Genomic DNA, 23,274 nt, shown 5'->3' with positions numbered 1-23,274 from the left:
CATCCGTAAGTATAACCAGCTTAATCGGAATCAAGCTCCTCGTCGATTTCGGACTCCGGGTTCATTTCCCCGTCTAAATCGATTGAATCAACTTCTTCCAGTACCGGCTCCTGTTTGTCTTCCAGCTCGCGTTCGATGGTATCCTCAAAATTGGAAATGAAATTCGCCAAGCTTTTACTGATTTTTACGAGATAAATCGAATCCTCGGTCCTGATTTCAACCGCTTGAACGTATTCCCCGTTGGCATTGGTGAAAACAATGATGTCATCGTCTCCGTAACCATGGGGATAAGTTTCGATCAACAACGCGGCCAATTGGTGGTCGAGCTTTTTGTAGTCTACAAGTCTGCGTATCATAAGTAGGTTCATTTAGACCCTTGGTGAAAGGGTGGTTAGGTTTTTATTTGGGACTTCGGGTCTTTTCCGGTCGATTGGTCGGAAATCTCCCAATAATCAAACTCAAGCTAGTTCTTTTTTTGTTTGCTTTTCGGAAAGAGTTGTCAAATGTCAATTTTAGTATACGAAGCGCTTATTCAGAGTAGTATGCAAAAGCTTCCCGAAGTAAATCATCCGGCACCTGCACATCGATTTGGGCCTCCCCAATGTTTTGAAGAAGTACAAAGTTGATATTGCCATGGGAGTTTTTCTTGTCGAATTTTAGCAGCGTCAAGATGGCGTCGATGTCCTGCGCGGGGAACGATACCTTTCCGTAGCGCTCTACGAACGTAGCCTTGATATCTTCCAGCTCCTCGGCCAAAAGCCCGGTCAAGCGGTAGGAGAGCCAGGCTTCCAGTACCATACCGGCAGCGATTGCCTCACCGTGCAACAGCAGTTCGTGCTCCTTGCTTTCTAGAAAATGCGACTCGATGGCATGGCCCAGGGTATGACCGAAATTTAGGATTTTTCGTAGGCTTTGTTCGGTGGGATCTTGCTGTACCACTTCGTTCTTGATGATGATGGAGTCCAAGATGTAAGCGTCCAACTCGTCAAAGCTTCGTACCGACTTCAATTGGTTCCAATAGTTACGATCTTTAATAAGACCGTGTTTGAGCATCTCGGCAAAACCACTGGTCAGTTGTCGCTCGCCCAATGTTCCCAAAAAGTCGGGAACCACCAATACCATCTTGGGCTGACTGATAAAACCGATCTGGTTTTTTAACGAACCCAGGTCGACCCCCGTCTTTCCGCCCACGGACGCATCGACCATTGCCAATAGGGTGGTGGGCACATTGATAAAGTCGATTCCCCTTTTATAGGACGAGGCGACAAAACCTCCCAAGTCCGTGACCACACCGCCCCCGAGATTGATCAACACACTTTTGCGGTCTGCATCCAATTCCGAAAGCACTTCCCAAACTTGGGTACAGGTGTGGATGTTTTTGTTGATTTCACCCGATTCGATTTCGATGATTTCAAAAACATATTCCCCCTGAATTTGGGCCATAAAGGGCGCAAGACAATACTCGTGGGTATTTTCGTCTACCAGAATGAACACCTTGGAGTAATTGGCCGCTGCCAAGTGGGTATTCAAGGCGTCATAGGCGGTTTCGTTGAAGTGTACGGCGTAAGAGGGGGTGATGATCGATTTCATAGTTGCAAACATAGACGTTCCCGTATCGATGACTTCGGCAGGGAACAGGTCCAAAATGGCTACAAAATAAACCTAAATTTTATTGACAGGAATATTTTTGGGGTGTTTATCTTTGGAAACTGAATAAATTAGCATTTATGGAGCGAATTTTTGAAGATACCGCAACTGCTTTTTCGCTAAAGACCGATTCCGAATTGGAACGTGCCTATTTCCTGTTCAAAATGATTGCCAACGAGCCACTGGTGCGCATCGGTACGGCGATGACCAATTTCGCCCTGAAGGCCCATTTACCGGTCGACGGACTGATCCGTGCCACGGTTTTTGACCATTTCTGTGGGGGGGTCAATGAGTCGGATTGTATGCCGGTGGTCGACAAAATGTGGAGCAAACACGTCTGTTCGGTATTGGACTATTCCGTGGAAGGGAAGGATGACGAAGACCCGTTGGACAATGCCTTGGCCATGGTGTTAAAGGTGCTCGACTTCGTGAAGGAAAAGGAAGCGATTCCGTTTGCGGTTTTCAAGCCCACCGGGTATGGACGTTTTGCACTCTTCAAAAAAGTTAGCGAGGGAAAATCGCTCTCCGACAAGGAACGGATGGAGTGGGACCGCGTGGTGGCACGCTTCGACAGAACCTGCAAAAAAGCCTATGACCTGGATGTTTCCCTGCTCATCGACGCCGAGGAAAGCTGGATGCAGGATGCCGCCGATCAACTGGTGGAGCAAATGATGCGAAAGTACAACACCAAGAAAGCCATCGTGTTCAATACCTTGCAGTTATACCGTTGGGACCGGATGGATTATCTAAGACAATTGCACGAAAAGGCAAAGGCAGACGGCTTCAAGATCGGTATGAAAGCGGTGCGTGGGGCCTATATGGAAAAGGAAAATGAAAGGGCCGAACAAAAAGGCTATCCTTCACCCATCTGTGCTACCAAGCAGGAAACCGACGCTAATTTTGATGCGGCAATCGACTTTATGGTCACCCATATCGATACCATTTGCCTTTTTGCCGGCACCCACAATGAGCGCAGCACCTATCGGCTGATGGAACTGATGCGGGAACACGGGATTTCCAACGACGATTCCCGGATTTGGTTCGGGCAGTTGTACGGGATGAGCGATCATATTTCGTTCAACCTGGCGGCCCGGGGATACAATGTTGCCAAATACCTGCCTTTCGGGCCCGTTCGCGATGTGATGCCGTATTTGATCCGTCGGGCGGAGGAGAACACCTCCGTCGCCGGCCAGACGACGCGGGAGCTGGCCCTATTGAAAAAAGAAAGGAAACGACGGAAAATCTAATCTTTTTTTGGAAGTTAGTAGTGGTGGTTACCATAACCGCCTAGGAACAAAACCGGTCACGATGGGCAGGCCTGCACTGGGCACGGCCGAAGTGGCAAAGCGCTTCTATTATCCAACACCGCCCCGATTGGGAACGGACCGGGAGTATGGCTTTGATTTGAGGAGGTCGACTTCAAAAAAGTGGGTGGGTAGGCTATACGCCGTCTACTGTTCCACCGTTTCGATAATGGCTTTTGACGGACAGTTTTTCACCTTGAGCACCGCCTGTTTGGTAGCGATTTCCCCTTCAATAAAATAGGTCTTGCAGGGGGCCGACTTCGTATCGCTACGGCCGAAATCAACATCTCCATTGTTCAGAAAGGCCTTGATATCGACGGTGTCGAGGGTCTGGTTGGCCAATAACGCCTGCATTTCATCGGAATAGGCAATGGGTTTGGAGCGAATATCCTTCAGGGTGCGGCAATTGGGGAAGTAACAAAAGGAAGCGCCGGTCTCCTCCGATTTCTTCTTTAAAAAAAGCACCAGAAAAACAATACCGACGGAAAACCCTATCAGATAAAATCCCAGGCGTTTGAGGAAGTCCATACTAGAAAATCAGGAAATTAATATCGCTGTACTGCAGGTCGAACCATTCGCCTACCGATTTGTTGGTCAAGATGCCGTGATACAGATAGAGTCCGTTTCGTAGCCCTTTATCAAATCGAAGGGAGTTTTCCAACCCGCCTTCCTCGCCTAATTTTAGGAGATAGGGGGTAAAGATATTGCTGATAGACACGGTGGCCGTCTTCGGGTAGCGCGAGGGGATGTTGGGCACCCCGTAATGGATGACCCCGTATTTTTCAAAGGTCGGCTTGTTGTGGTCGGTCACTTCGCTGGTCTCGAAACACCCACCCATATCGATGCTCACATCGATGATGACCGCGCCTTTTTTCATATTTTCGACCATAGTGCCACTCACTACGACCGGTGCCCGGTCGGTACCGCGTACCGCACCGATAGCCACGTCACATCGCTTGAGGGCCTTCAAGAGGTTTTTAGGTTGAATGGTAGAGGTGTATACGGTTTGCCGAAGACGCGATTGAATGGTGCGTAACTTGGTAAGCGAGTTGTCAAAAATTTTCACATTGGCACCCAGGCCTATGGCCGATCGGGCCGCGAATTCCCCGACCGTACCGGCGCCAATGATGACCACTTCCACAGGGGGCACCCCACTGATATTCCCGAACATGAGTCCGTTACCGTCGTTGGTGGCAGCCATGAGTTCGGCGGCGATGAGAACCGAGGAGATTCCTGCGATTTCACTGAGCGACCGTACCGCGGGGTACTTTCCGTCCTCGTCCCGAATGTATTCGAAGGCGATGGCGGTAATACGCTTTTTGGCCAAGTGCTCAAAGTATTTTTTTTCCTGGGTCTTGATCTGCAGTGCCGAGATAATCGTCGCCTGCGGATGCATCATCTCGATTTCCGAGAGGGTAGGGGGTTCCACTTTGAGCAGCAGGGGACAACCGAACACCTTTTTGGTATCACGGGTAATTTCCCCACCGGCATTGGTATAGTCCTTATCGGAAAAATGGGCCCCTTCGCCCGCGCCCGATTCGATCAGCACCCGATGGCCATGGGCCGTAATCGCATTCACGGCGTCCGGCGTGAGGCACACGCGTTGTTCTTGGTACTGGTTTTCTTTGGGAATACCGATAAATAGCTCCCTTTTCTGTTTTAAAACTTCCAGGGTTTCTTCTTGGGGTAGCAATTGTTGTTTGCTAAAGGGAGAGCTCGGTTGATTCATGATGGATAGTTGCGAAAATAGGATTCGAGTAGTAAAAATACATTTTTTTCAGGGAAACGCGGGAATAGGAGCTATCGGAAAGGAGGATCGATAGGGAGGTATTTGGGAACAACGCGGAAAAGCTAAAAAGGACAAGGCCACAGACCCATTAACAGTGCCGATGACGCATAGGCATGTGCCGAGCTTGTCGAAGTAATGCCGAGTGCGCAATACTAAAAGAAAAAAGTGGGCTTAAGCAAAAAGGAAATAGTAGTTCAGGTTAGGGTGCTGGACTAGGGATTTTTATGATATCCATTGTTGTGCAATTGTTTTATTCAATTACTGAAGATGCAACTTCTCGATGAAGTTTCCATTCACCATCGACTTTTTTTAAAATTACCAAGAAAGAGTTCCTCAGTTCTACGTTCTCCCCTTCTTTGTTAGTGTAGTATGTTCTACTTGAGCCCCAATCATATGCCATTGAGTCATTCATTATTTGCGTTTCGGTTGGCGTCATTATTATACTATCGTACGGAAACATACCACGTTCATTTCCAAGTGCGAACATTTCATCAAAACCCGGGCCTCCAGCTCTTATTGTTTTAGCATCCGCAGTTACATATTTTCCAATATCCTCATATCTTCCTTCCTTTAATGCCAACACGAAATTAGACCGCAAATCTTCAATTCCTTCAAGTTCTTTTTCAACATCTATTTTTGCAGGTGATACCGGGTTTGATTTTGTCTGGTTGCCGGTGCATGACAACAAAGAAATAATGATTGTTGAAACTATTAAATTTTTCATTTCTATACTATTCAATGATTGCCAACGGTTCGTGCGTAGCTCGGTGCGGAAAATGTCGACCGGACTTTTCTGCCGTAGGCCAAGTTAGCGAATCAGGCTGAGTTTTCCCGCTGGAAAATCCTACGAAATGAGCTGTACACAATATTATGGGTTGGTTTGATGGTTTTTATTTGAAGAGGAAAGATTCTTTTTTTTCATTCTATGACTCACAATAAAAAGAATTCCTACAATAATAAACGGGACTGTAATTATAAGAACAATCATAAGACTCACCCATACGGATTGGTTCATATTATAATTGTGCAAGAAGATAAATGGACTAAATCCAAGCCCAATTAAAATAAATAGTACACCACCAATAAATTCCCGTTTCCATGCAATGATTAGAAAAACGATTAAAATAAAAGATGGAATGAGATGCATAAGAAAATCACCAATCTGTTGCCAGATTGTTTTTTCGTGGTTAAAAGCATCGAGTGCGAACATACTGATAAACAGGATAGCTAGTATGCATATAACCCTTGGCAACCAGTGGATTATTTTACTACGTACTTTCATCCTATTAAGTGTATTTACTTATTCAAGTTTTGAGTAAACTTCTTTTTTCGAAATAAGTCCTCATTTTTATTTTTTCTCGTTCTTTCGTTTGCCATATTCCTAAAACTTGCCATAACGACCTGATCGACACAACAGCTGCGTACACAGTGAGTGCGTAGGAGCGCGGGTAATCGATTTTTTAAGGAAATATAGCAAAATCCCTAAGCTATTGTTTGAAAAGTTGTCCCTCGGCACACCCTAATTTTCAAATGATAGTTATCGGAGCAGGCCGCTAATACGGCTGTGTCTTCGGGATTTTGCGGTATGGGGAACAAAAATTACCGTATCTTCCGAACGGAGCGAACACATGAATACCCATTACAATAGAAATGACATGAATAAATTGCCATTAGCGTTCCGTGTATGCTGCGTACCCCATTGGGAATGCACTATACAGCATGCTACGGGTCTTATTTACTTCTTCATTTTTAATCTTTCCTTATTTAGAAAATCAATGATGGTTTTAATTTGCTTATCAATATCTTTTGTTCGGATAAAACTGTAAATAAGGCTTCTTTTTTTTCCGTCTGTCAACTTGTCGAAAATTTCTTTCGAATCAGCATCTTGTTCCAGAAGAACGGACAGTACTTCTGGAATTTCAACACCTAATTGGTCCGGGTCTTCATCAATTCTGTATACGACTTCTTCGCCAAGTCTTTTGTTCAGTTCTTCAAGGTATTTCCCTGCCACTATCAGGTAGAAATTTCCATCGCCTAAATGATTGAGTCCGCAACGGTATGAGACTTTATCGGCAATTGTACAAATCATTCGAGTGGCTCGTTTTCTACTGAATTGATTAATAATTTTTGAATCAATTTTCAAATAGAAATATCCACCTTTACGTTTTTCCAATTGCTTTATCGCTTGTTGTCCCGTAAATTTCTTCATTTCACTTGCATTCTAAGAGAGGGTTAGCTTCCTTTTAGTTTTTCTCCTTTTGAGGATAACAATGCTATTTTTTTGATTCTGGCTATCCTGGTTTTATCAGTTTTTGCCAGCTTGATCCACCTTAAAACAAATCTTTTACTGGAGTCGTTTATAGCATTGAAAAAAGCAGTGGCTCCATGGCGTTTTTCCAATTCGTTCTTCAAGTCTTCCGGAACAACGAGATTATCGACATCATCCATAAAATCTCACAATCCACTTGACTTGGATCGCTCTATTGATGCCATCCCGGAATCATGCATTCTTCCCTCATTGATGAGTTTCTTTGCCCTCTCCTTATAGGTTTTGGCCCAATGTTCGACTTTGCGTTTTGAAATTAACTGCATAGTCCTTTGGTCGTCAAGTTTCCGTCTTATGCCATCAATCCATCCAAAACAAATAAGCTCATCAAGTACATCCCATCTCGAAACATATTTTTCAGGTTGGTTCTTCTTGTAGGTTACGAGCCATATGCTTTCGGCCTGTTCGTGGTTTTTAAGTAACCAGGAATGCAATTCTTCTATTGAAGCTATTTCGACTCTGTCAAAATTTTCAGTTTTTATCATTGTTTGGTTCCTGGTGATTTTACACGGTGCCTACCGTAGGAATAGGATCATTGAATATGTGGTCATTATAGGCTAAGATAAGGGATTCTGAATGTTCATGAAGTGCCTGTCTCCCAGATAGGCGTAAATCCCCGTTGTTTTACTTGAACCGTGGCCCAAAAAATACCCGTGCAGATACCCCAATAGCTAACAGCGCCTGTTTAATACTGCGACCGTTTCGTGGTCGGACATTTGTTCCCAGAAGGGTCATGAAAGGCAAAAAAAGTGGTTAAAAATGAAAATGACATATTGATTGCTTTTGGGAGACTGGACTAGGGCTTTTCATGGGAGCCGATGTTGGCAACACTTATATTTTCTTTCTCTCCCCATCATCAAAAACGCGGTAGTAGGTCTCATTTTCAATTAGAAGCCCTTCCGATTTTCTGTTAGGCCAATTTTTATGATAATCCTTGGGGTGCTGTACATCGATGCCTAATACTTTTCCCTCAAACTGCTTGGTTATTTTCTTCTGTATCGTATGCCCGACAATAACATCCTTCGCATTAAAATTATCAAGTCCTTTCTCAACTTCATCGAGTGTTATGTCCTCTTTAAAATAACCACGATACCAAGAAGGCCCTTTGAAGGTCGAGATTAGCAACTGTTCCGTACTCTTTTCCCTTTTTGGGTAAAAAGGATTACGATAATTTGCTCTGACAATTTTATTTACGTCTTCAATAGTCACATTTGCGTTTGCAACATCTGGATGTATGCCTCCGTGCACAAAAAGGTGTCCGTTGATTCGCTCGATGGTGTTTTTACTTTCTAGCCATCTACCTAAAAAAGAATTACCACCGTATAAGTCATACTGTTGTTTACCCAGAATAGCCGAAACATAATTATATTTAAGGGAGGCAGCTTCATGATTCCCTTGTAGATTTTTTATTTCGTGATTACCAAGTATAAAATGTACCATACCGCCTTGATTTTTTGCATCTTGCTCCAACTTGTAAATGAACCATAGTACTTGGGTGGTAGAAAAACCCCTATCAACAAAATCACCTACCAAAACAAGGTGTCCTTTACCAAAAGTCCACTGTAATTGTTCATCTATAACCTGACTATGGATTAAAAAATCCCTAAATGATTTGAAGCCACTTTCAATATCAGAAATTGCCAAGATTTTTTCATCATCTTGATAAGTCGCCTTTGGCGTTTCAATGCTCCTGTTGTCTATTGAAAATTTGAAACTGGTATCATCAAGGGCGAAATAGCATGCTAATGGAATGGCTGTTGTAGATGAGTACTTTTCTTTGTTTACATAAAAGCCCTCTTTTTGATTACCTTTTATATACTGTACACTGACTATACTGTCATTTTCATAAAATACGTAAGGACCTTCATTATCCCAGTTCATTTTTAAATCATTATCTCCATAATGAATACCACCATCTTCTGCGATTAATATGTAAAGTGCCGCTATTAATAAAATTAGTAGTGTTCCGAAAATGTGCTTGAAGTAACGTAAGATTCTTTTTTTCATTGTTATCAATTTTGGTGATGATTCATTTTTTATTGTCGCAAGATTGTAATGGAGAGGGAACCAAAGAAAGTAAATGTGATAAACCTCTATTAAGAGGTGGCAAAATGATGTCTAGATAGAAAAACATTGTTAATCCCGGGAAATTCCATACTAATCACGGTTTTAACACTGTTTGTCACCTTTGTTTAAAAACGCTTTTAATAAAACGTATTTTGCGGTATGATTTTTACTTTATCAAAAAGCAATAGAATACTTATAATAGGCATAGCCGTTGGAATCGCTTTAATTCCACTTTTCATCACCGCATATAAACTCATTGCTACCAACGAGACATCCGTGGTATTTTTAGAAGGTTTTCATCCTACCATAGCTCGTTTGATCGAAGGCTATTATGTACTATTGCTCATAGCTGGTCTACTATGGATAACCTTGCAAGTAAAAGCTATCGTTCAGTTGAAAAATGAAAAGATAAAAAACGAACTACTGCATTTACAAAGTCAAGTAAGTCCGCATTTCTTTTTTAATATACTGAACAATTTGTATGGCCTAATAGATGTCGATTCTGAAAAAGCAAAGGCGCTCATTTTAAAACTTTCTGAGCTTATGCGATATAGTATTTATGAAGGTGAGAGAAAGACTGTAGGAATAGAGGAAGAAATTGAATACTTAAAAAATTATATTGAACTAAATCGAATGCGTTATTACAAGGATATCGACATTACATTCGAAATCGACATCGATAAGGAACATTATAAAATAATGCCGCTACTCTACATCATTCTTGTTGAGAATGCATTTAAACATGGAGTGGAAAACTTAAGAAAAAATGCGTTTGTATGCATAAAATTGACTGCATGCTTAGGACAGGTTTTTTTTGAGGTCAAAAATAATTTTGATTCTGAAGAACTCCCAAAAACCCCCGGAATAGGCTTACAAAACCTAAAACGTAGATTGGACTTGGTATATCCTGAAAAGCACCAGCTTATCTTTACAAAAATCAATGATGTCCATACTGTCGCATTACACTTGGAATTATGACGAAATATCTTATTATAGATGATGAACCTATAGCTCATGAAATCATAAGATCATATTGTGATAAAATGAACAATATGAAATTAATGAAAAGTTGTTATGATGCAATTGAAGCCTTAGATTATATGAGGGAAAATGAAATAGATTTAATTTTTTTAGACATCAATATGCCCAAGTTAAAGGGATTTGAATTTTTAAGAACACTCTCCAGACCACCGAAAGTGATTGTTACAACGGCCTATCAGGAATACGCTTTGGAAGGTTACACCTTAGATGTGGTTGACTATTTATTAAAGCCCTTTAGTTTTGAACGGTTTTTAAAAGCATTCAATAAGGCAACTAAGTCAAATTCTATGATAACCAATAATATAAAAAGCGATAAACAATCAGATTTTATGTTTATCTATGCCAACAAAACACATACGCAAATTAATGTTAACGATATAAGTCATATTGAAGCTGCTGGAAACTACGTGAAGATTTATACAGCAAGTGAAACATTTACGATAAGGGATAAAATTTCAACTATCATTCAAAGACTTTCCAAAAATAAATTCATCCAAGTACATAAGTCCTTTGTAGTTTCTATACAACATATCAGTTCTATAGAAGGAAACAGGATTAAGATCAGTGATTACTTCGTACCTATCGGAAAATCCTACAAAAATGAAATAAATAATTTGGTAAAATAGGTGTTTTTAAATGTAGCTGACAATTTGCGTATGGTGTCGTAGCTATCTCGAAAGATAGCTACACTATAAACGGTGTTATGTGCTGGCACTGCTCTGTTTCAATCTTTCCAAATAGGTATTACCACAAAACTGTTACAATACCATTTTACCGTTAACGGCTGCCCGGCATCCTTTATGGTTTCATTTCTTACGGCTTTGCCTGTTCCATAATTCAATTCCGAGAATGGATTTTTATTCACGTTTACATATACAAGTAATCGACTTCCCTTACGTATCTTTTTACTTACCAAATGTGTATTCGAAAAAGGAATGGTCTCGATTTTATTCGATGTTAACAATTCTCTTTTTGTAATATCCTTAGCATAGCTTGCCCTACCAACGATGTACGAAAGATGGAAAAGTTTTCCGTCAGGTAACATTTCATACAATGTTACGCCATAATCAAAGTCTTTTTTATTGATGCTCACTTTTAATTCGCCTGAAAAAGAACCATTGACTTCAATTGAATTTTCAAAAGGTTCACTTATAAAATTAAACCCGCTTCCCGTATCAACATAATCACGTATTATTTGACCTGGATAATAATCATTATTCCAAATCTCCCTATTTGCAAAATCGACTTCTTGATAAAGAAAATTATTTTCGGATGGCTTCTTTTCGCTCAGTGAATAAAAATGGTTTGTTTTATGATTTGTCAAGTAAAATTTAAACGAGTTATTACTCATACTATCTAAAGTCGACGCACTTTTCCACTTGTTGGCGCCCATTACTTGATAGTTAATTTTGTCCTTTAATTTTTCAGGTCTTTTCGCATTGTTAAAGATGTAATCGAACCATTCATACGTTATTTCATTAGTGTCAATAAGTGCATCCGGGTCTACTCTGTAGCCGCTAATTTCTTTTGAACCCTTTCTTTGCGCTCCTAAATGATCATAAGGTCCGATAATGAGATAATGCTCTGCTGCAGGATTGTAATTGTAATGTTCACTCAAATAATACAATCCTGAATTTTGAGAATCGTTGTAATAACCATCAATCGAAAGAATTGGAATATCAATTTTGGCAAAATCCTCTTTATAAGGCGCCATTTTCTGCCAGTATTCATCAAAATCAGGATGCTTTATCCATTTTTGAAACCATTTATTGGGTAGGCTGTCGAGACTATCTCTTTTATGGTAGGCAATACCTGTTTCCCACCATGTAAACATTGAATTTCTAAATTTTTGTCTGTCGGTACCTACGATTGTATCTAAATGTTTGTTGTTGCCAACATAAAATGCCCATTCGTAGTTTGAATTTATAAACACATTGTTTTCCATTGGTAAACCCATGCCCGGTCTATTCGCTACGTAGGGTACAATTGTTTTCAGCGCAGGGTGTGGTTTTTTGAGCGAAGCCCATTGTGTAAATCCGTTATAGCTTCCTCCGAACATACCAATTCGGCCATCACACCATCTTTGCTTGCTTATCCAGTCGATTACATCGTAGGTATCATTCGCATCGTTTTCATATGGCCATATTTCATCCGGACTCAAATACTTTCCTCGTGCGTACGTAATAACTCCAACATAACCTCTATCTACCGATTCTTTTAAAGATTTGAGGTCTCGCCCTTTATCCCTAACATAAATAGTACTTTGTAAAATCACTGGTTTTGGTATTTCCTCTTTATTGTTTCTAACAACAATTGCGGAAACTTTTGCTCCGTCTTGGGTAGTAATCAGAACGTCTTGTATAAGATAGTTTTCATCTATTCGGGAAGTAGACACGTTTTTATTTTCTGTATCACAACTCGTAATAAAAAGAAAAATAAGCAGTTGAAGTATGGTCTTCATTGTAATGGAATTGAGCTTCATTGTTTGCACACAAGGTTTCGTGTATGACGTGTATAACAAAGGTATGCACTATAAATCTTGTTGTGCTTTCGTTATTTCATTTTTAAGTTCAGTTGTAATATTAATCCATTCTGTATTCCCATTCACTTTCAACTCGGTCAGACATTCTGTTCTGGCTACTCCTATTATGTGTAAAAACCAATCCAAATAAGACCAGTCTCTTGGTTTTGGGGAGTACAAAGATCTTTTGTCATTTTCCCAATGCACTTCAGTAGCTGTCCTGTAAATATGAGTGAATTTCGATTTTTCCGGTGTTACATGAAGTCTGCCAGAGTTGTCGATCTCTACCTTTACAATTATGTCCTCTTGCATTTTGTCCGTATTCATTAATCTACAGTCACGCTTCCTATAATTGTATAGTCAAAGTTCTCAGTATCCTCTGCTATCAAGGCTACTACAACTGCCACCGAGTAATTTTGTAAGAGTGGTTTAAAAGTCTCTTCTTTATATCTTGGCTTAAGTGCCATCAAGTCGCTCGTCAATTTTTTCCCCTCAATTTCTTTGGTCAATCTAACCTTCAAACTTTTGCCGCCTCTGTCATCCTCGATTGTCCCAAAGAGGTTTCCGTGACTCCATTCAAAAGGTTCACTGACTAGTATTCTTACTGTTTTTCCTCTTAGGCTCATTTTTTTTTAATGAAGCACAACGTATGGATAATGAACACGTGTTCATTATCTACCATATGTCTTTTACAAATCTAAAGGATTTTTGATCGAACCAAATGCAGCAGTAGCCACTTCGATGTAAATATGAGACGTTTTCTTGAACCGTGCCTCAAAGGATGCTTGTACAAACACTCCACAACTCAATAGCTAACAATTCCTCAATATCCCTGCAACAGCTTCGTGGCCAGACATGTGTTCCAGGAAGGGTCTTAAAAGGCAAAAAAGCGGTTTAAGACAAGAAGGATATATTATTGCCTTTGGGAGACCGGGCCAGGGCTTTTATAGGAGCCGGTGTCAGGCAACGTTCCTTATTCAAATATTTTTTCCAAATTCAAATATTCGGTTTCGACAAAGAAAATGCTCCATTCCCCATATTCATAGTTTCCTAGATTCTCGGCCCGACTAAAAAAGAAGTATTTACCGTCTCTCGAAAATCTTGGACTGCTTTCTTCATCTTTTGAATTGACCAGTGTTCCGATTGGCTTTGCGTTGCTCCATCCATTCTCTGTCTTTTTACACACAAAAATATCTTCGCCACCTTTTCCGCCAGGTGCATCATAGGAATTAAAAACCAAATAGTTGCCATTTGGGGAAATCACGGCCGAATAAATCCAAAATTTTTCATCGTCAAAAATTCCGTTTATCGCTTTTGGTTCAGAAAACGAAGTTCCATCAAATTTCGTTTCGTACAATTTTATACTTTTTGTCCCACGCATCATTGTGGTGAAATAGAAAGTTTCATCATCGTTCGTGAAAAGGAAATTATTGTTGGATGATGGCCATTCCTCGTTTTCTATTTGAACGGAATTAATCGGTTCGGGCAAGGGTTTTGGTTCACTCCAACCGTTGGCTGTTTTTTCCATCATCCAAATATTCATATCAAAGTTTCCTTTATTCGGCTGGTTCGGAATCGGACGTTCCGAACCAAAGAAAAAGAACTTACCATTTGGGGTTATGTGTGCTGTTTCGTCTCTGTCAGTAGAAAAATCAGCTAGTTTTGGTGTTGTCCATTGACCGTCCTCAAAATCACTCACATAAATCTTTTGCTTTTCTTCGGGTGCCCTTCTGGAAAGTAGGTTGTAAGTCCGTTCGTTGAAAAAGTCAGTTCAAATTCGCTATTATCTTCCGTTGAAATGATGCCTTTTGCAAACGGGATTGGTTTTGAAACTATACCTGTTGCGTACTTAACCTTCGGTATTTTCTGTTCGTTCTTACAACTTAAAAATCCGAGAATGGTAAGCAGGAAAAGGATGTTTGTTTTTTTCAAAGCGTTTGTTTTTACTGTTGCCTAGCGGTCTGGTTATAATACGATGCGGGAAAAGTCGTGCGGACTTTTCCGTAGTAGCCCGAACCTGCTTATAAAGCTACGGATTTCCCAAACGGAAATCCGCCACAATGGATTATAGCCTTTGTAATGCATAGTTATTTTATCGAGTCAATTTTTCAGGCGTGGGATAACACTGGAAACCTCCATTTATGATTTTTGAAATAGTTAGCCATATCTTTCATTATAAATAAGGTATCTCCTGTTTTCAACAAACTCCTCTGGTAATTGGATTCGTCTAATGGGGTGAATCCCAATATTACTCTTTTTATCGTTTCATTCGTTATTAGTTGAATTACATCGTTTAGTTGAACTCGTTCTTTTGAAAATACATCACTTAAGTAAAGCGTGTCATCTTCAATATCCATAATAATTGCGGTATTGAGTTTCTCGAGGTAATACATACTATTTTTCTTATAGGACGAACAATAAAACATAATTAACGATGTATTGTTTTGCATTGACACTTTTGATATTGGACTTGTATCGTTTACTATATTTAGAAATAACTCCCTATCAAATTTGTTATCTATATTGAGTTTTTTTAATGATGAATTTAGAGTTTTACTAGTGCTTAGCTGTTTTGAATATTGGTATTCATCTATAATCTCGAAATCAAATTTTGGATAAAAATCAAGAACACTGTCGTTAGCAAATAGATATATAAAGTCACAATGTTCTTTCCATTCATTTAGTACTTGCTCCATAATAAACTTGCTAAGACCTCGATGTCGATATTCTTTGTCGGTCATTACAGTACCAATTTGAACAGCTACTTTTTTCTCATTTTCGATGATAAACTCCATTTTATTAACCGAAACATTTGATATCACTTTATTCTTATGCAATAACGAATAAGGAATGTAATTGTCATTCCAGTAACCATTTAAATACCAATTTTCTAAATCGAATTGAAATACGGCTTGGGTCAACTCATTGAAGCTCGCTCTAATTTCTTGGTTGTGTCTAAAGTCTTTTACAAACCCGTAGCTTATACTGTTGACTTCTATAAACTCCATCAATAATTATTTTCTAATTGTGCATAATAAGCGTACATAGCCACTAGTAACTATAGTTCTCTTTTGCAGATACCCCAAATCTAATGGATTTTTTATGTTTTGAAAGTTCGGGTCGCTATATGCAGTTACATGTCCACTATGCTACTTGTACCCTGGCCCAAAAGCTACCTGTGAAAAATACCCAATAACGCGATAGCTAAGAATTCTTAGGCATTACCGAGACCCATTCGTGGCTCGACCCTAATTTCACGAATTGTCACGAATAGTAGGGAACGTGGTTTAAGAAAAGAACCATTAATAATCTTTGGCGCACTGAGCTAGGGCTTTTCATGGAAGCCGTTGATGTAAAACGTTTTGATTCTTCCGTTTCTTAATCCCTATTAAAATCCAACCTGCCAGTAAGAATAGTATAATCGATGTAAATAATGGAACAGTCCATATTAATTCGACTTCAATATTCAGGGTTATCAGTAAAGTTCCAATAGAAATTATTATAGCACAAGCAGCGTATCCTAGCTCGTCATAAAACCAAGCGTAAGGAAATAAATGAGCGCCTGTTATTATAGCGTATGCCATAATGAAATAATCAGGATATTTGATTAAGGTAAAAATTAAGAACGGGAAGTAAACCAGTTGAGCAAAGTTCAGCCAAAGTCCAAGCGGTTGTAGAGGATTGTCTTTGACTTTCCAATTTGTACCCAAAATTTTAGATAAACCAAAAGCAAGAGGTAGCAAGACTGCTCCAAACATAAAAGTGAATATACTTGTATTATAGGATGTGTATTCTAAAGTCCATATGTAAGATATTGCCAGCCACAATATACCGGCAGCCAAAATAAAATCAATTCCATTTTTTGCTTGAAGCTGAATTTCCGTTTTCAATTTTTTTAAACGTTTTTGTTCCATACATCTTTTATTTCTGTTAATTTTTTCTTTTAGATGTAGAAATCATAAAATGTTACATAAACCTTATTAAGGATGTCAAATTTGAATATTTCGAAAATTGGATGTGCAAAAAAATTTGCACCCTAGCAATTGTATGTAATCATTAGTAACTATATTTCTCTTTTGTAGATACGCCTAATCTAGTGGATTTTGTACGTTTTTAAAAGGGTGGGTCGCTACAAGTGAACAGGTTTAATAGCTTAGATGATATAGGTGTCGGTGAACACGAGAATGAGTGTATCACACATAGTCGTTTGCCGAGCTTGCCGAAACAATGCCGAGCAAGTAATACTAAAAGCAAAAAGATGGCTTAAAGCAAATATGAAATATTAAATCGTTTTAGAGAACTGGAATAGGGCTTTTCATAGAATACATTAATACATTGATGGCCGTAGTTTTTTGTCATTTTGAATTTTCTTCGGCTTTCGGCGTAATAAGTCCAACCGTATTACCCGCTATATCTTCAAACCAGGCAAATTCTCTACCATCAGGCAGTTTAATCGGGTTTACAAGTATCTTTCCTCCATTAGATTCGATAGCTCTTAAGTCCGCGTTAAGAGAGTCGGTCTCTATGTAGAGGGTTATATATTTTTGAGGTTCATTTGGTCCTAATTCATTTAGGTGTCCACTTATAGAGTCTTTTCCCCCTGTTTCAATGATGGCTGAATTCCCTTGCCGTGTTAAATTCCAATCGAAAACATTTTTATAAAATCCCGAAGTTTTCTCTATATCACTACAACCTATTTCAAAATGAACTACTTCTTTTCCCATTACGATTTAAATTAATACCAACAATTGTACATAGTCACTAGTAACTATATTTCTCTTTTGTAGATACCCCTAAACTAGAGAATTTTGTACGTTTTTAAAAGTATTGGTCGCTACTTGCGTATCGATTTCCACTATGCTACTTGTACCCTGGCCCAAAAGAACCTGTCAACGAAGTATCCAATAACGCGATAGCTAAGAATTCTTAGGCATTACCGAGACCCATTCGTGGCTCGATACTAATTCCACGAATTGTCACGAATAGTAGGGAAAGTGGTTTAAAATAAAAAGGAAATAGTATTTAAGTTTAGAATAGGGCTAAGGCGTTTCATGGGAGCCCTTAGTTACTCATTTTTTTTGCGGGATATGCATTTTCGCCCATGATCCATTCCAACGTTTTAAACGATTCTTTGTCCGGATCTTTAAACTTAAGTATGACCCAACTCTGAATATAGAAAAAGGTATTTTCATCGATGGGTATCAAAATATCATAGGTTTTCCTTCCCGGTGCTAAATAGCCTAAATTATTACCAATGGCTTTAACGTTACCTACGGGGCCAAATCCAAAATCATAGGTCCCTTCATATTTAGTGAGTTCGTTGATAGAGACATCAATTTTCTGCGCTAAATAATTTACAGGTGTTTTGTATTCCCTATTCTTAAAAATCCGATAGATATCTTGTGAAATAGGCAACGCTATATTGGAATAGTGATTGCCAAGAACTATGATGGTCATATCTTCTTCTATCCTATGGGTAATTTGATGACAAAAACCCTGTACGCGGCCATTCGCGGTAAAAACATCTTTTCCATCAATAATCCCAAAATTCGGTAGTTCCGCTAACGTAGATTTAAGCAACTTCCCTTTTATAAGGCTTTGAATAAATTCGTTTAAATCATCTGCTGTTGAATACAGGGAACCCCCACCGATTTTTATGCTCATATTTACATATTCGGCATTGATAAGTACGCCGTTTTCATTGAACATATATCCTCTTGCACGATTCTTCAATATTTTAGCATTACTGTCCACACCCGTATTGCTCAAGCCAATCTTGCTATTGATATTTACTTTTAAAAATTCCTCGTACGAAAGGCCACTTACCTTTTCTATTATAGCGGCCAGTAAGACATAACCGGAATTACTATAACTATAGCGTTCCCCTGGTTCATAGTCAAGGGGTCTATGCTTGAATAGTTCAATGATTTCCTCTAAATCATATCCTATTTTGTTGAGTACGTTATAATTTGGGAAGCTATTCAGGTGTGGTATCCCCGAGCGATGGCCTACTAATTGCCTTATACTAATTTCATTTCCTCTGGGGTAGTCGGGAATAAACTGGGACAGTGGGTCATCGAGTGCAATTTTTCCGGTTTCAACTAACTGAAGAACGGCAACTTCGGTAAAGACTTTGGATATTGAGGCAATTCTAAATTTGGTTTCAGGGGAATTTTTTACCTCCCATTCTTTGTCGGCATACCCATAGCCTTTCCGAAATATGGGTTTGCCATTTTGGTACATGGTAATTAGCCCACTCCAAGCATTCATTTCAAGATAAGGCTTGATATAACCATCAATTTTAGTTTCCAGTTCTTTCAACTCCTGGGCGAACGAATAATGGGATAAAAATCCGATAAACAGTAGGATAAGCGTTTTCTTGTGAACTCTCATTCTTTTTTTATAATTAAACACGGCGTTCTCGTGTCCCAAACGCGGCAGGCAGGTAGATGATAGCTTCTCGGATCATACACAAGTCGACTTTTTAAATTTTATGGTCACTATTGTTTTTTTAAATATAACCAAATTAAAAATTTGAAGACTTCGGAAGTACAGGCCGACCTTTCGGAAAGCCCATTTTAGGAATGTTTTATAGGCATTTTTGCCCTTTCGTTGTGTTCGGATTCTGTGGATTTAGGTTCTAGCATTCAATCCGGGGTATGATAGAGAACCCCATTCTATGTTCCGTTATTCAATGCTGTTTGGGTTTATTGAAACAACACGTATCTTGGCGGAACAAGTCCGTTGAGTCGCATATAAACAAGTAATTGCCCTCTGTGATGCGTGATATGGTCGGCAAGCAATAACATAACTTGTCTTTTTGTTCTATTCGACCCAAAATAATCTAATCTTTCTTCAAGTTTTTTGACACCAAAATTGGAGATGAATTCTATGGTTTTGTCAAAAGTTTCGTTGATTTTGGCAATCATTTCTTGTTTTGATTTGTTGCTTACTTTTAGTTCCGTGTCCGTGTTCCAATCCCTGGCTTCACGGCCGCCCATTAATGATTGACTATGCCAATCCATTGCCCAGCCAATATGCATTAAATTTTCTGCAAAACTCATTGATTCAGGTGTTGCTTTGAACTCATATGTATCCTCTGGCATCGTTTCCGCGACAAGGATTAAATATTCTTTCGATTTTTCCAATCGTTCCAAATATTCCTTTATAAAGTCATTTTCTTGCGCGCAAAGAGGGGTGGTAATTACGCTAATTATGATAAAGACGGTTAGGATACGTTTATTTTTCATACGATTTTGGATTTACTTGCAGCCCTTACTAAATTTTTCCCAATCGATTTCAGGCGCTTCGGGATAGTTGCCCATTACTACCTTTTCTAAATTTTCTTTGACTTGTGAATACGGAAGTCCATATATTTCCTCAAACTTTTCAAATCCGTCCGTCCAAAGGGTTTTAAATTTTTCCAAGGCATAGTTTTCCAAAAGATATTGCACCATGTAACCAGATTGATGGTATCCGATCATTTCCGACTGTCCATAGAAGTCGGAACTTAGATCTTCCATTGAAATTAGTTTATTTTCCTCTAAAAGAAACCTGTAAATTTCCGCAACTGTTCTACCATTGCATTCGTTGGCTGCTAATGTTGCAAGACCTTCATTCATCCACGTACAGTTCCTTCTCGGATAATCCCAATCCAACATCGCAATTAGATGCATCAATTCGTGTTTTATTGGTGGGTTCACAACATCTTCATTGGCAACTATGTTTAAGGTGCTCCAATAGGGGTACGCATTGCCAATTGCTCTCGTACCCGTATAGATGAACATTTCGTCACGGGAGGACATTACTCTAACATAGATGGTATCGGTAAATTCCTTCTTATCGAGAATTTTAATGTTATGCTCAATGGCATCGAAAGTCCGCTTGATTATTTCTTCTTTGTTATCGAATGCATACCCGCTCTCCGGAAAGATGAAATTGACATTTTTTATCAATTTTGAAACTTTTGTTTCTTTTGCCCAACCATCACTATCAACGGGTTTTGTTGGCGCTCCACCTGGCTTGCAAGCGGTTATGGTCAACATTAGGATAAAAACCAGTGTACATTTTTGACTACGGCCAATTAGGGCTGGGTTCTTTTTTTTCAATTTGGAGAATTTAGCAACTATTGCTACAAATGAAAAAATTAAATACGTGTAAACGGTCTTTAAGGCGTATGGTTTAAGTACTAGTACCGGTACTATTTTTTGAATTTTAAGAATAATTCTTTTCTATTGGCTACGTTTAATTTGAGATAACCATTTGTTATGTGTTTTTACGGTAGGTACACGAATAGCAATTTCTTCGACCATTTCCTGGTTGCTTTTGTAAGCGCCTAAAACAGGATTGTTTGCAGTTTGGAGTAATGACTACAATGCCATTTGCACTTCATTTCGGCGATAAAATTTCGGGTTGTATTGCAGGCCTTTGGTGATAGCAAAATCAGGGTTGCCCTTTGATGAAAACCATGTGTCGAAATTGAACTAAAAGAACTTGTTTTTTAACTCAGTTCTTTGTTGTGAGACGTTATAATTCAATTACTTTTTTTATTTCACTCGACTTTGGAAATATGGATTTCATTTCATTCGTTATCAAAAATTGTAGTTTAGAGTCATCCTTTAGTCGATCATTTTGAATGAACAATCCTAAAACAATTTGATATAAAGAAATACTCATAGGAAAAGAACCTGACAAAGATTTCAAGCTATTTTCATAAAATTCAATTAGCTGCTTGAAATTTCTTTGTTTGTAATATCCTCTAAGGTCAGATGAGTTACGGAATAGATTAAATACGTTTTCCGAATATCGAGATAAATCTTTTGGTTTATGCTCTGCAGGTATTATTTTATTTTCTAATAGTTTTTTAGTTGTTCTAATGATTGATTTTTTAAAATCTACACCTGTGAAACCTCTACTTATAATATGCCTTTTAATATCAGCTGCACCAATTATTAGCATATCTAACTGTTCGATATTGGCTTTCAGCTTTGATACCAATCTACTCATTTCCCATTCAACTATATCACTCTTATATGTAAGAGGATGAGTAGCTACAGACCAAGCATGTTCTAAAGCTGTTCTTACTTGAATTTCAACAGTGTATTGATTGTAAATTGTTTGAACTTGAGTTTGAAGACTTTTAAGTTTACAATAACACCTAGTAGCATCAAATCTAAAACTCTCAGGATTAAGTTCAAATGATTGCTTATTTTTAATATCAACTACATTAAATTTTGACTTGATAAATGCAATTACTTCAGGTTCTTTATTCAAATTTGGAACAATTATGGTGCATGCGACGAGATCGTCAATTTCATCCCAAGATTTGAATCTAGCAGTTTCAAATTTCTCACTTACAGAGAATAAATCTTTCTTGCGAGATGAATAGGCAAAGTTGTTAGACTTACAATAATTCAATAGTATCGCATCTAAGTCTGAATTAATTCTATCTAGGTACGGCTCTATAAGAGCAAACTTCGTCTTTATTTGATTAGCAACAACCATCAGCTAATAACAAAATTAAAAAGTATGTTTTCTCTTTCTCTTCTTGCTCTAGTTGAATTAGAAGCAGCTCTTGCAAAGCCGTAATATTGATTTATTGCCTCGTTGCCTTCAGCTTCTCTTTGTTCTTCTGATGAAATTATGTTATTGAACTCCTCCAAACGTTCATAGATTTGATTGTTCGTTATTTCAATATTTTCATCGGAAATCCTCTTAACTACACCAACTAATGTATAAAAATCTGCTTGATTTCTTAACCTCGATCTTTGAAGAGAAGCATCATCATCAATTTCTAAAATTGAATTAATTCGATTAATAGCAGACCTAAACTCTCTAATAACACTTATTGATTCTAACCATTCATCCTCTCTATCACTGAATGCAATATCAAGTTCATTGCTAGAATAACCTTGTGGTCCGTCTTCAATCAAAAGTAAAATTTGAGAAATAAACTCAATATCTTTCATTTGTTTAATTGATTGACCAGCAATTTGTGGAAAGCCATTAGGTAATGTTTCAAATGTCCATTCTGATACTGTTTCCAACTGAGTTATAAACTCTCCTGAAAATTTTGCATGGCGAAGTTCTTGTGCAGAAAGCTTTGCAACGTTTCTATTTATTCTATCGAAAATATTATTAATTACTCCTTCTTCAGCGGTTGGTAAATATTCAACAGAAAATGTGTATGCCCAAACCTTATTTTTATCTGCAGGATCTAATTCGCTAAAATATCTACCTCTTAAATCTGTTACCGTCGCACTATCACTTATTGGAAATAAGTCTTGTATAAATTCGAAAATTGTCGTAAGCCTTTGCTTTCCATCTACAATTGAATATTTGGTCAGTCCAGAGTCATGTATTTCTTCATATACGAATATCGCTGGTGCAGGATAATTCAGCAATACAGTGTCAATAAAGTATTCTTTATATGAATTACTCCAAACACTTCTTCTCTGATATGGAGGGTTAAGCTCTAATAATTCTCGGTTCATTAAGTCCCAGAACCAAGCTACTGTTTGTAAATTTTGTCTTCTATTCATAATTTATTTTAATGTCTCACAACGGCAGTCTGTCTCAA

25 protein-coding genes are annotated in these 23,274 nt (G+C 38.6%); 3 read left to right on the top strand and 22 right to left on the bottom strand.

Annotation, left to right across the window (positions count from 1 at the left end; all coding sequences use genetic code 11):
- Window positions 1–20 precede the first annotated feature (20 nt).
- Window positions 21–356, bottom strand: coding sequence for a hypothetical protein (locus tag FK220_RS12630; protein WP_152574687.1), 336 nt, complete (start codon window positions 354–356; stop codon window positions 21–23).
- Window positions 357–528: 172 nt separating this feature from the next.
- On the bottom strand, window positions 529–1,590 hold the full coding sequence (aroB, locus tag FK220_RS12625) for a 3-dehydroquinate synthase (RefSeq protein WP_152574686.1): 1,062 nt from the start codon (window positions 1,588–1,590) through the stop codon (window positions 529–531).
- Between the two features lie 137 nt (window positions 1,591–1,727).
- Between aroB and FK220_RS12620 the strand changes: the two genes are divergently transcribed.
- Window positions 1,728–2,894, top strand: coding sequence for a proline dehydrogenase family protein (locus FK220_RS12620; protein ID WP_152574685.1), 1,167 nt, complete (start codon window positions 1,728–1,730; stop codon window positions 2,892–2,894).
- A 204-nt stretch (window positions 2,895–3,098) separates the two neighbouring features.
- Here the strand turns inward: FK220_RS12620 and FK220_RS12615 are convergent, their stop codons facing one another.
- The 8 genes from FK220_RS12615 to FK220_RS12585 form a co-directional block, all read right to left on the bottom strand.
- Window positions 3,099–3,479 carry a DUF4258 domain-containing protein gene (locus FK220_RS12615; RefSeq protein WP_152574684.1) on the bottom strand — a complete coding sequence of 127 codons (381 nt, stop codon included), beginning with the start codon at window positions 3,477–3,479 and terminating at the stop codon, window positions 3,099–3,101.
- A 1-nt stretch (window position 3,480) separates the two neighbouring features.
- Window positions 3,481–4,680, bottom strand: a complete 1,200-nt coding sequence (locus FK220_RS12610; RefSeq protein ID WP_152574683.1) for an alanine dehydrogenase — start codon at window positions 4,678–4,680, stop codon at window positions 3,481–3,483.
- Between the two features lie 310 nt (window positions 4,681–4,990).
- Window positions 4,991–5,464, bottom strand: a complete 474-nt coding sequence (locus tag FK220_RS12605; RefSeq protein WP_152574682.1) for a YybH family protein — start codon at window positions 5,462–5,464, stop codon at window positions 4,991–4,993.
- A gap of 144 nt (window positions 5,465–5,608) precedes the next feature.
- Complete coding sequence (locus FK220_RS12600; protein WP_449421298.1) at window positions 5,609–6,022, bottom strand: DUF7670 domain-containing protein; 414 nt, start codon at window positions 6,020–6,022, stop codon at window positions 5,609–5,611.
- 453 nt (window positions 6,023–6,475) lie between these two features.
- Window positions 6,476–6,949 (bottom strand): YdeI/OmpD-associated family protein, encoded by a 474-nt coding sequence (locus FK220_RS12595; RefSeq protein ID WP_152574680.1) that lies wholly within the window; start codon window positions 6,947–6,949, stop codon window positions 6,476–6,478.
- Between the two features lie 23 nt (window positions 6,950–6,972).
- Window positions 6,973–7,188 carry a YdeI/OmpD-associated family protein gene (locus FK220_RS20290; protein ID WP_394352428.1) on the bottom strand — a complete coding sequence of 72 codons (216 nt, stop codon included), beginning with the start codon at window positions 7,186–7,188 and terminating at the stop codon, window positions 6,973–6,975.
- A 6-nt stretch (window positions 7,189–7,194) separates the two neighbouring features.
- Window positions 7,195–7,551 (bottom strand): YdeI/OmpD-associated family protein, encoded by a 357-nt coding sequence (locus FK220_RS20065; protein ID WP_238719005.1) that lies wholly within the window; start codon window positions 7,549–7,551, stop codon window positions 7,195–7,197.
- A 346-nt stretch (window positions 7,552–7,897) separates the two neighbouring features.
- Entirely contained in the window at window positions 7,898–9,073 is a 1,176-nt protein-coding gene (locus tag FK220_RS12585) for a metallophosphoesterase (protein WP_152574679.1), read from the bottom strand.
- A 219-nt stretch (window positions 9,074–9,292) separates the two neighbouring features.
- On the opposite strand from FK220_RS12585, the gene FK220_RS12580 reads away from it, so the two are divergent.
- On the top strand, window positions 9,293–10,111 hold the full coding sequence (locus FK220_RS12580; protein WP_152574678.1) for a sensor histidine kinase: 819 nt from the start codon (window positions 9,293–9,295) through the stop codon (window positions 10,109–10,111).
- Complete coding sequence (locus tag FK220_RS12575) at window positions 10,108–10,800, top strand: LytR/AlgR family response regulator transcription factor (protein ID WP_152574677.1); 693 nt, start codon at window positions 10,108–10,110, stop codon at window positions 10,798–10,800. The genes FK220_RS12580 and FK220_RS12575 overlap by 4 nt, the downstream gene beginning before the upstream one ends.
- Window positions 10,801–10,898: 98 nt before the next feature.
- On the opposite strand, the gene FK220_RS12570 is transcribed toward FK220_RS12575, so the two are convergent.
- The 12 genes from FK220_RS12570 to FK220_RS12515 all read right to left on the bottom strand — a co-directional run bounded on the left by FK220_RS12570 (window position 10,899) and on the right by FK220_RS12515 (window position 23,236).
- Entirely contained in the window at window positions 10,899–12,635 is a 1,737-nt protein-coding gene (locus tag FK220_RS12570; RefSeq protein ID WP_152574676.1) for a CocE/NonD family hydrolase, read from the bottom strand.
- A 69-nt stretch (window positions 12,636–12,704) separates the two neighbouring features.
- Window positions 12,705–13,007: a hypothetical protein gene (locus FK220_RS12565; RefSeq protein WP_152574675.1), complete on the bottom strand. Its 303-nt coding sequence runs from the start codon at window positions 13,005–13,007 to the stop codon at window positions 12,705–12,707.
- A gap of 14 nt (window positions 13,008–13,021) precedes the next feature.
- A complete protein-coding gene (locus tag FK220_RS12560) occupies window positions 13,022–13,321 on the bottom strand; it encodes a hypothetical protein (RefSeq protein WP_152574674.1) in 300 nt (99 codons plus the stop codon).
- Window positions 13,322–13,668: 347 nt separating this feature from the next.
- Window positions 13,669–14,394 (bottom strand): TolB family protein, encoded by a 726-nt coding sequence (locus FK220_RS12555; RefSeq protein WP_152574673.1) that lies wholly within the window; start codon window positions 14,392–14,394, stop codon window positions 13,669–13,671.
- Window positions 14,395–14,803: 409 nt separating this feature from the next.
- Complete coding sequence (locus tag FK220_RS12550) at window positions 14,804–15,703, bottom strand: GNAT family N-acetyltransferase (protein WP_152574672.1); 900 nt, start codon at window positions 15,701–15,703, stop codon at window positions 14,804–14,806.
- A 327-nt stretch (window positions 15,704–16,030) separates the two neighbouring features.
- Window positions 16,031–16,609 (bottom strand): DUF7010 family protein, encoded by a 579-nt coding sequence (locus tag FK220_RS12545; protein WP_238719004.1) that lies wholly within the window; start codon window positions 16,607–16,609, stop codon window positions 16,031–16,033.
- 441 nt (window positions 16,610–17,050) lie between these two features.
- The gene (locus FK220_RS12540) at window positions 17,051–17,419 is read right to left on the bottom strand and encodes a VOC family protein (protein ID WP_152574671.1); all 369 of its coding nucleotides are present in this window, start codon (window positions 17,417–17,419) and stop codon (window positions 17,051–17,053) included.
- Between the two features lie 337 nt (window positions 17,420–17,756).
- Entirely contained in the window at window positions 17,757–19,088 is a 1,332-nt protein-coding gene (locus tag FK220_RS12535; RefSeq protein WP_152574670.1) for a serine hydrolase domain-containing protein, read from the bottom strand.
- 314 nt (window positions 19,089–19,402) lie between these two features.
- Window positions 19,403–19,945 carry a DinB family protein gene (locus FK220_RS12530; protein ID WP_152574669.1) on the bottom strand — a complete coding sequence of 181 codons (543 nt, stop codon included), beginning with the start codon at window positions 19,943–19,945 and terminating at the stop codon, window positions 19,403–19,405.
- Window positions 19,946–19,957: 12 nt separating this feature from the next.
- The gene (locus FK220_RS12525) at window positions 19,958–20,803 is read right to left on the bottom strand and encodes a peptidase MA family metallohydrolase (RefSeq protein ID WP_152574668.1); all 846 of its coding nucleotides are present in this window, start codon (window positions 20,801–20,803) and stop codon (window positions 19,958–19,960) included.
- Window positions 20,804–21,221: 418 nt separating this feature from the next.
- Window positions 21,222–22,199: a nucleotidyltransferase family protein gene (locus FK220_RS12520; RefSeq protein WP_152574667.1), complete on the bottom strand. Its 978-nt coding sequence runs from the start codon at window positions 22,197–22,199 to the stop codon at window positions 21,222–21,224.
- The gene (locus tag FK220_RS12515; protein ID WP_152574666.1) at window positions 22,199–23,236 is read right to left on the bottom strand and encodes a DUF262 domain-containing protein; all 1,038 of its coding nucleotides are present in this window, start codon (window positions 23,234–23,236) and stop codon (window positions 22,199–22,201) included. The genes FK220_RS12520 and FK220_RS12515 overlap by 1 nt, the downstream gene beginning before the upstream one ends.
- Between the last annotated feature and the right edge of the window lie 38 nt (window positions 23,237–23,274).

This window comes from Pelagihabitans pacificus (assembly GCF_009371985.2).
Lineage (GTDB): Bacteria > Bacteroidota > Bacteroidia > Flavobacteriales > Flavobacteriaceae > Pelagihabitans > Pelagihabitans pacificus.
The sequence above is the reverse complement of the archived record's forward strand: the minus strand, read 5'-3'. Positions and strand labels throughout refer to the sequence as shown.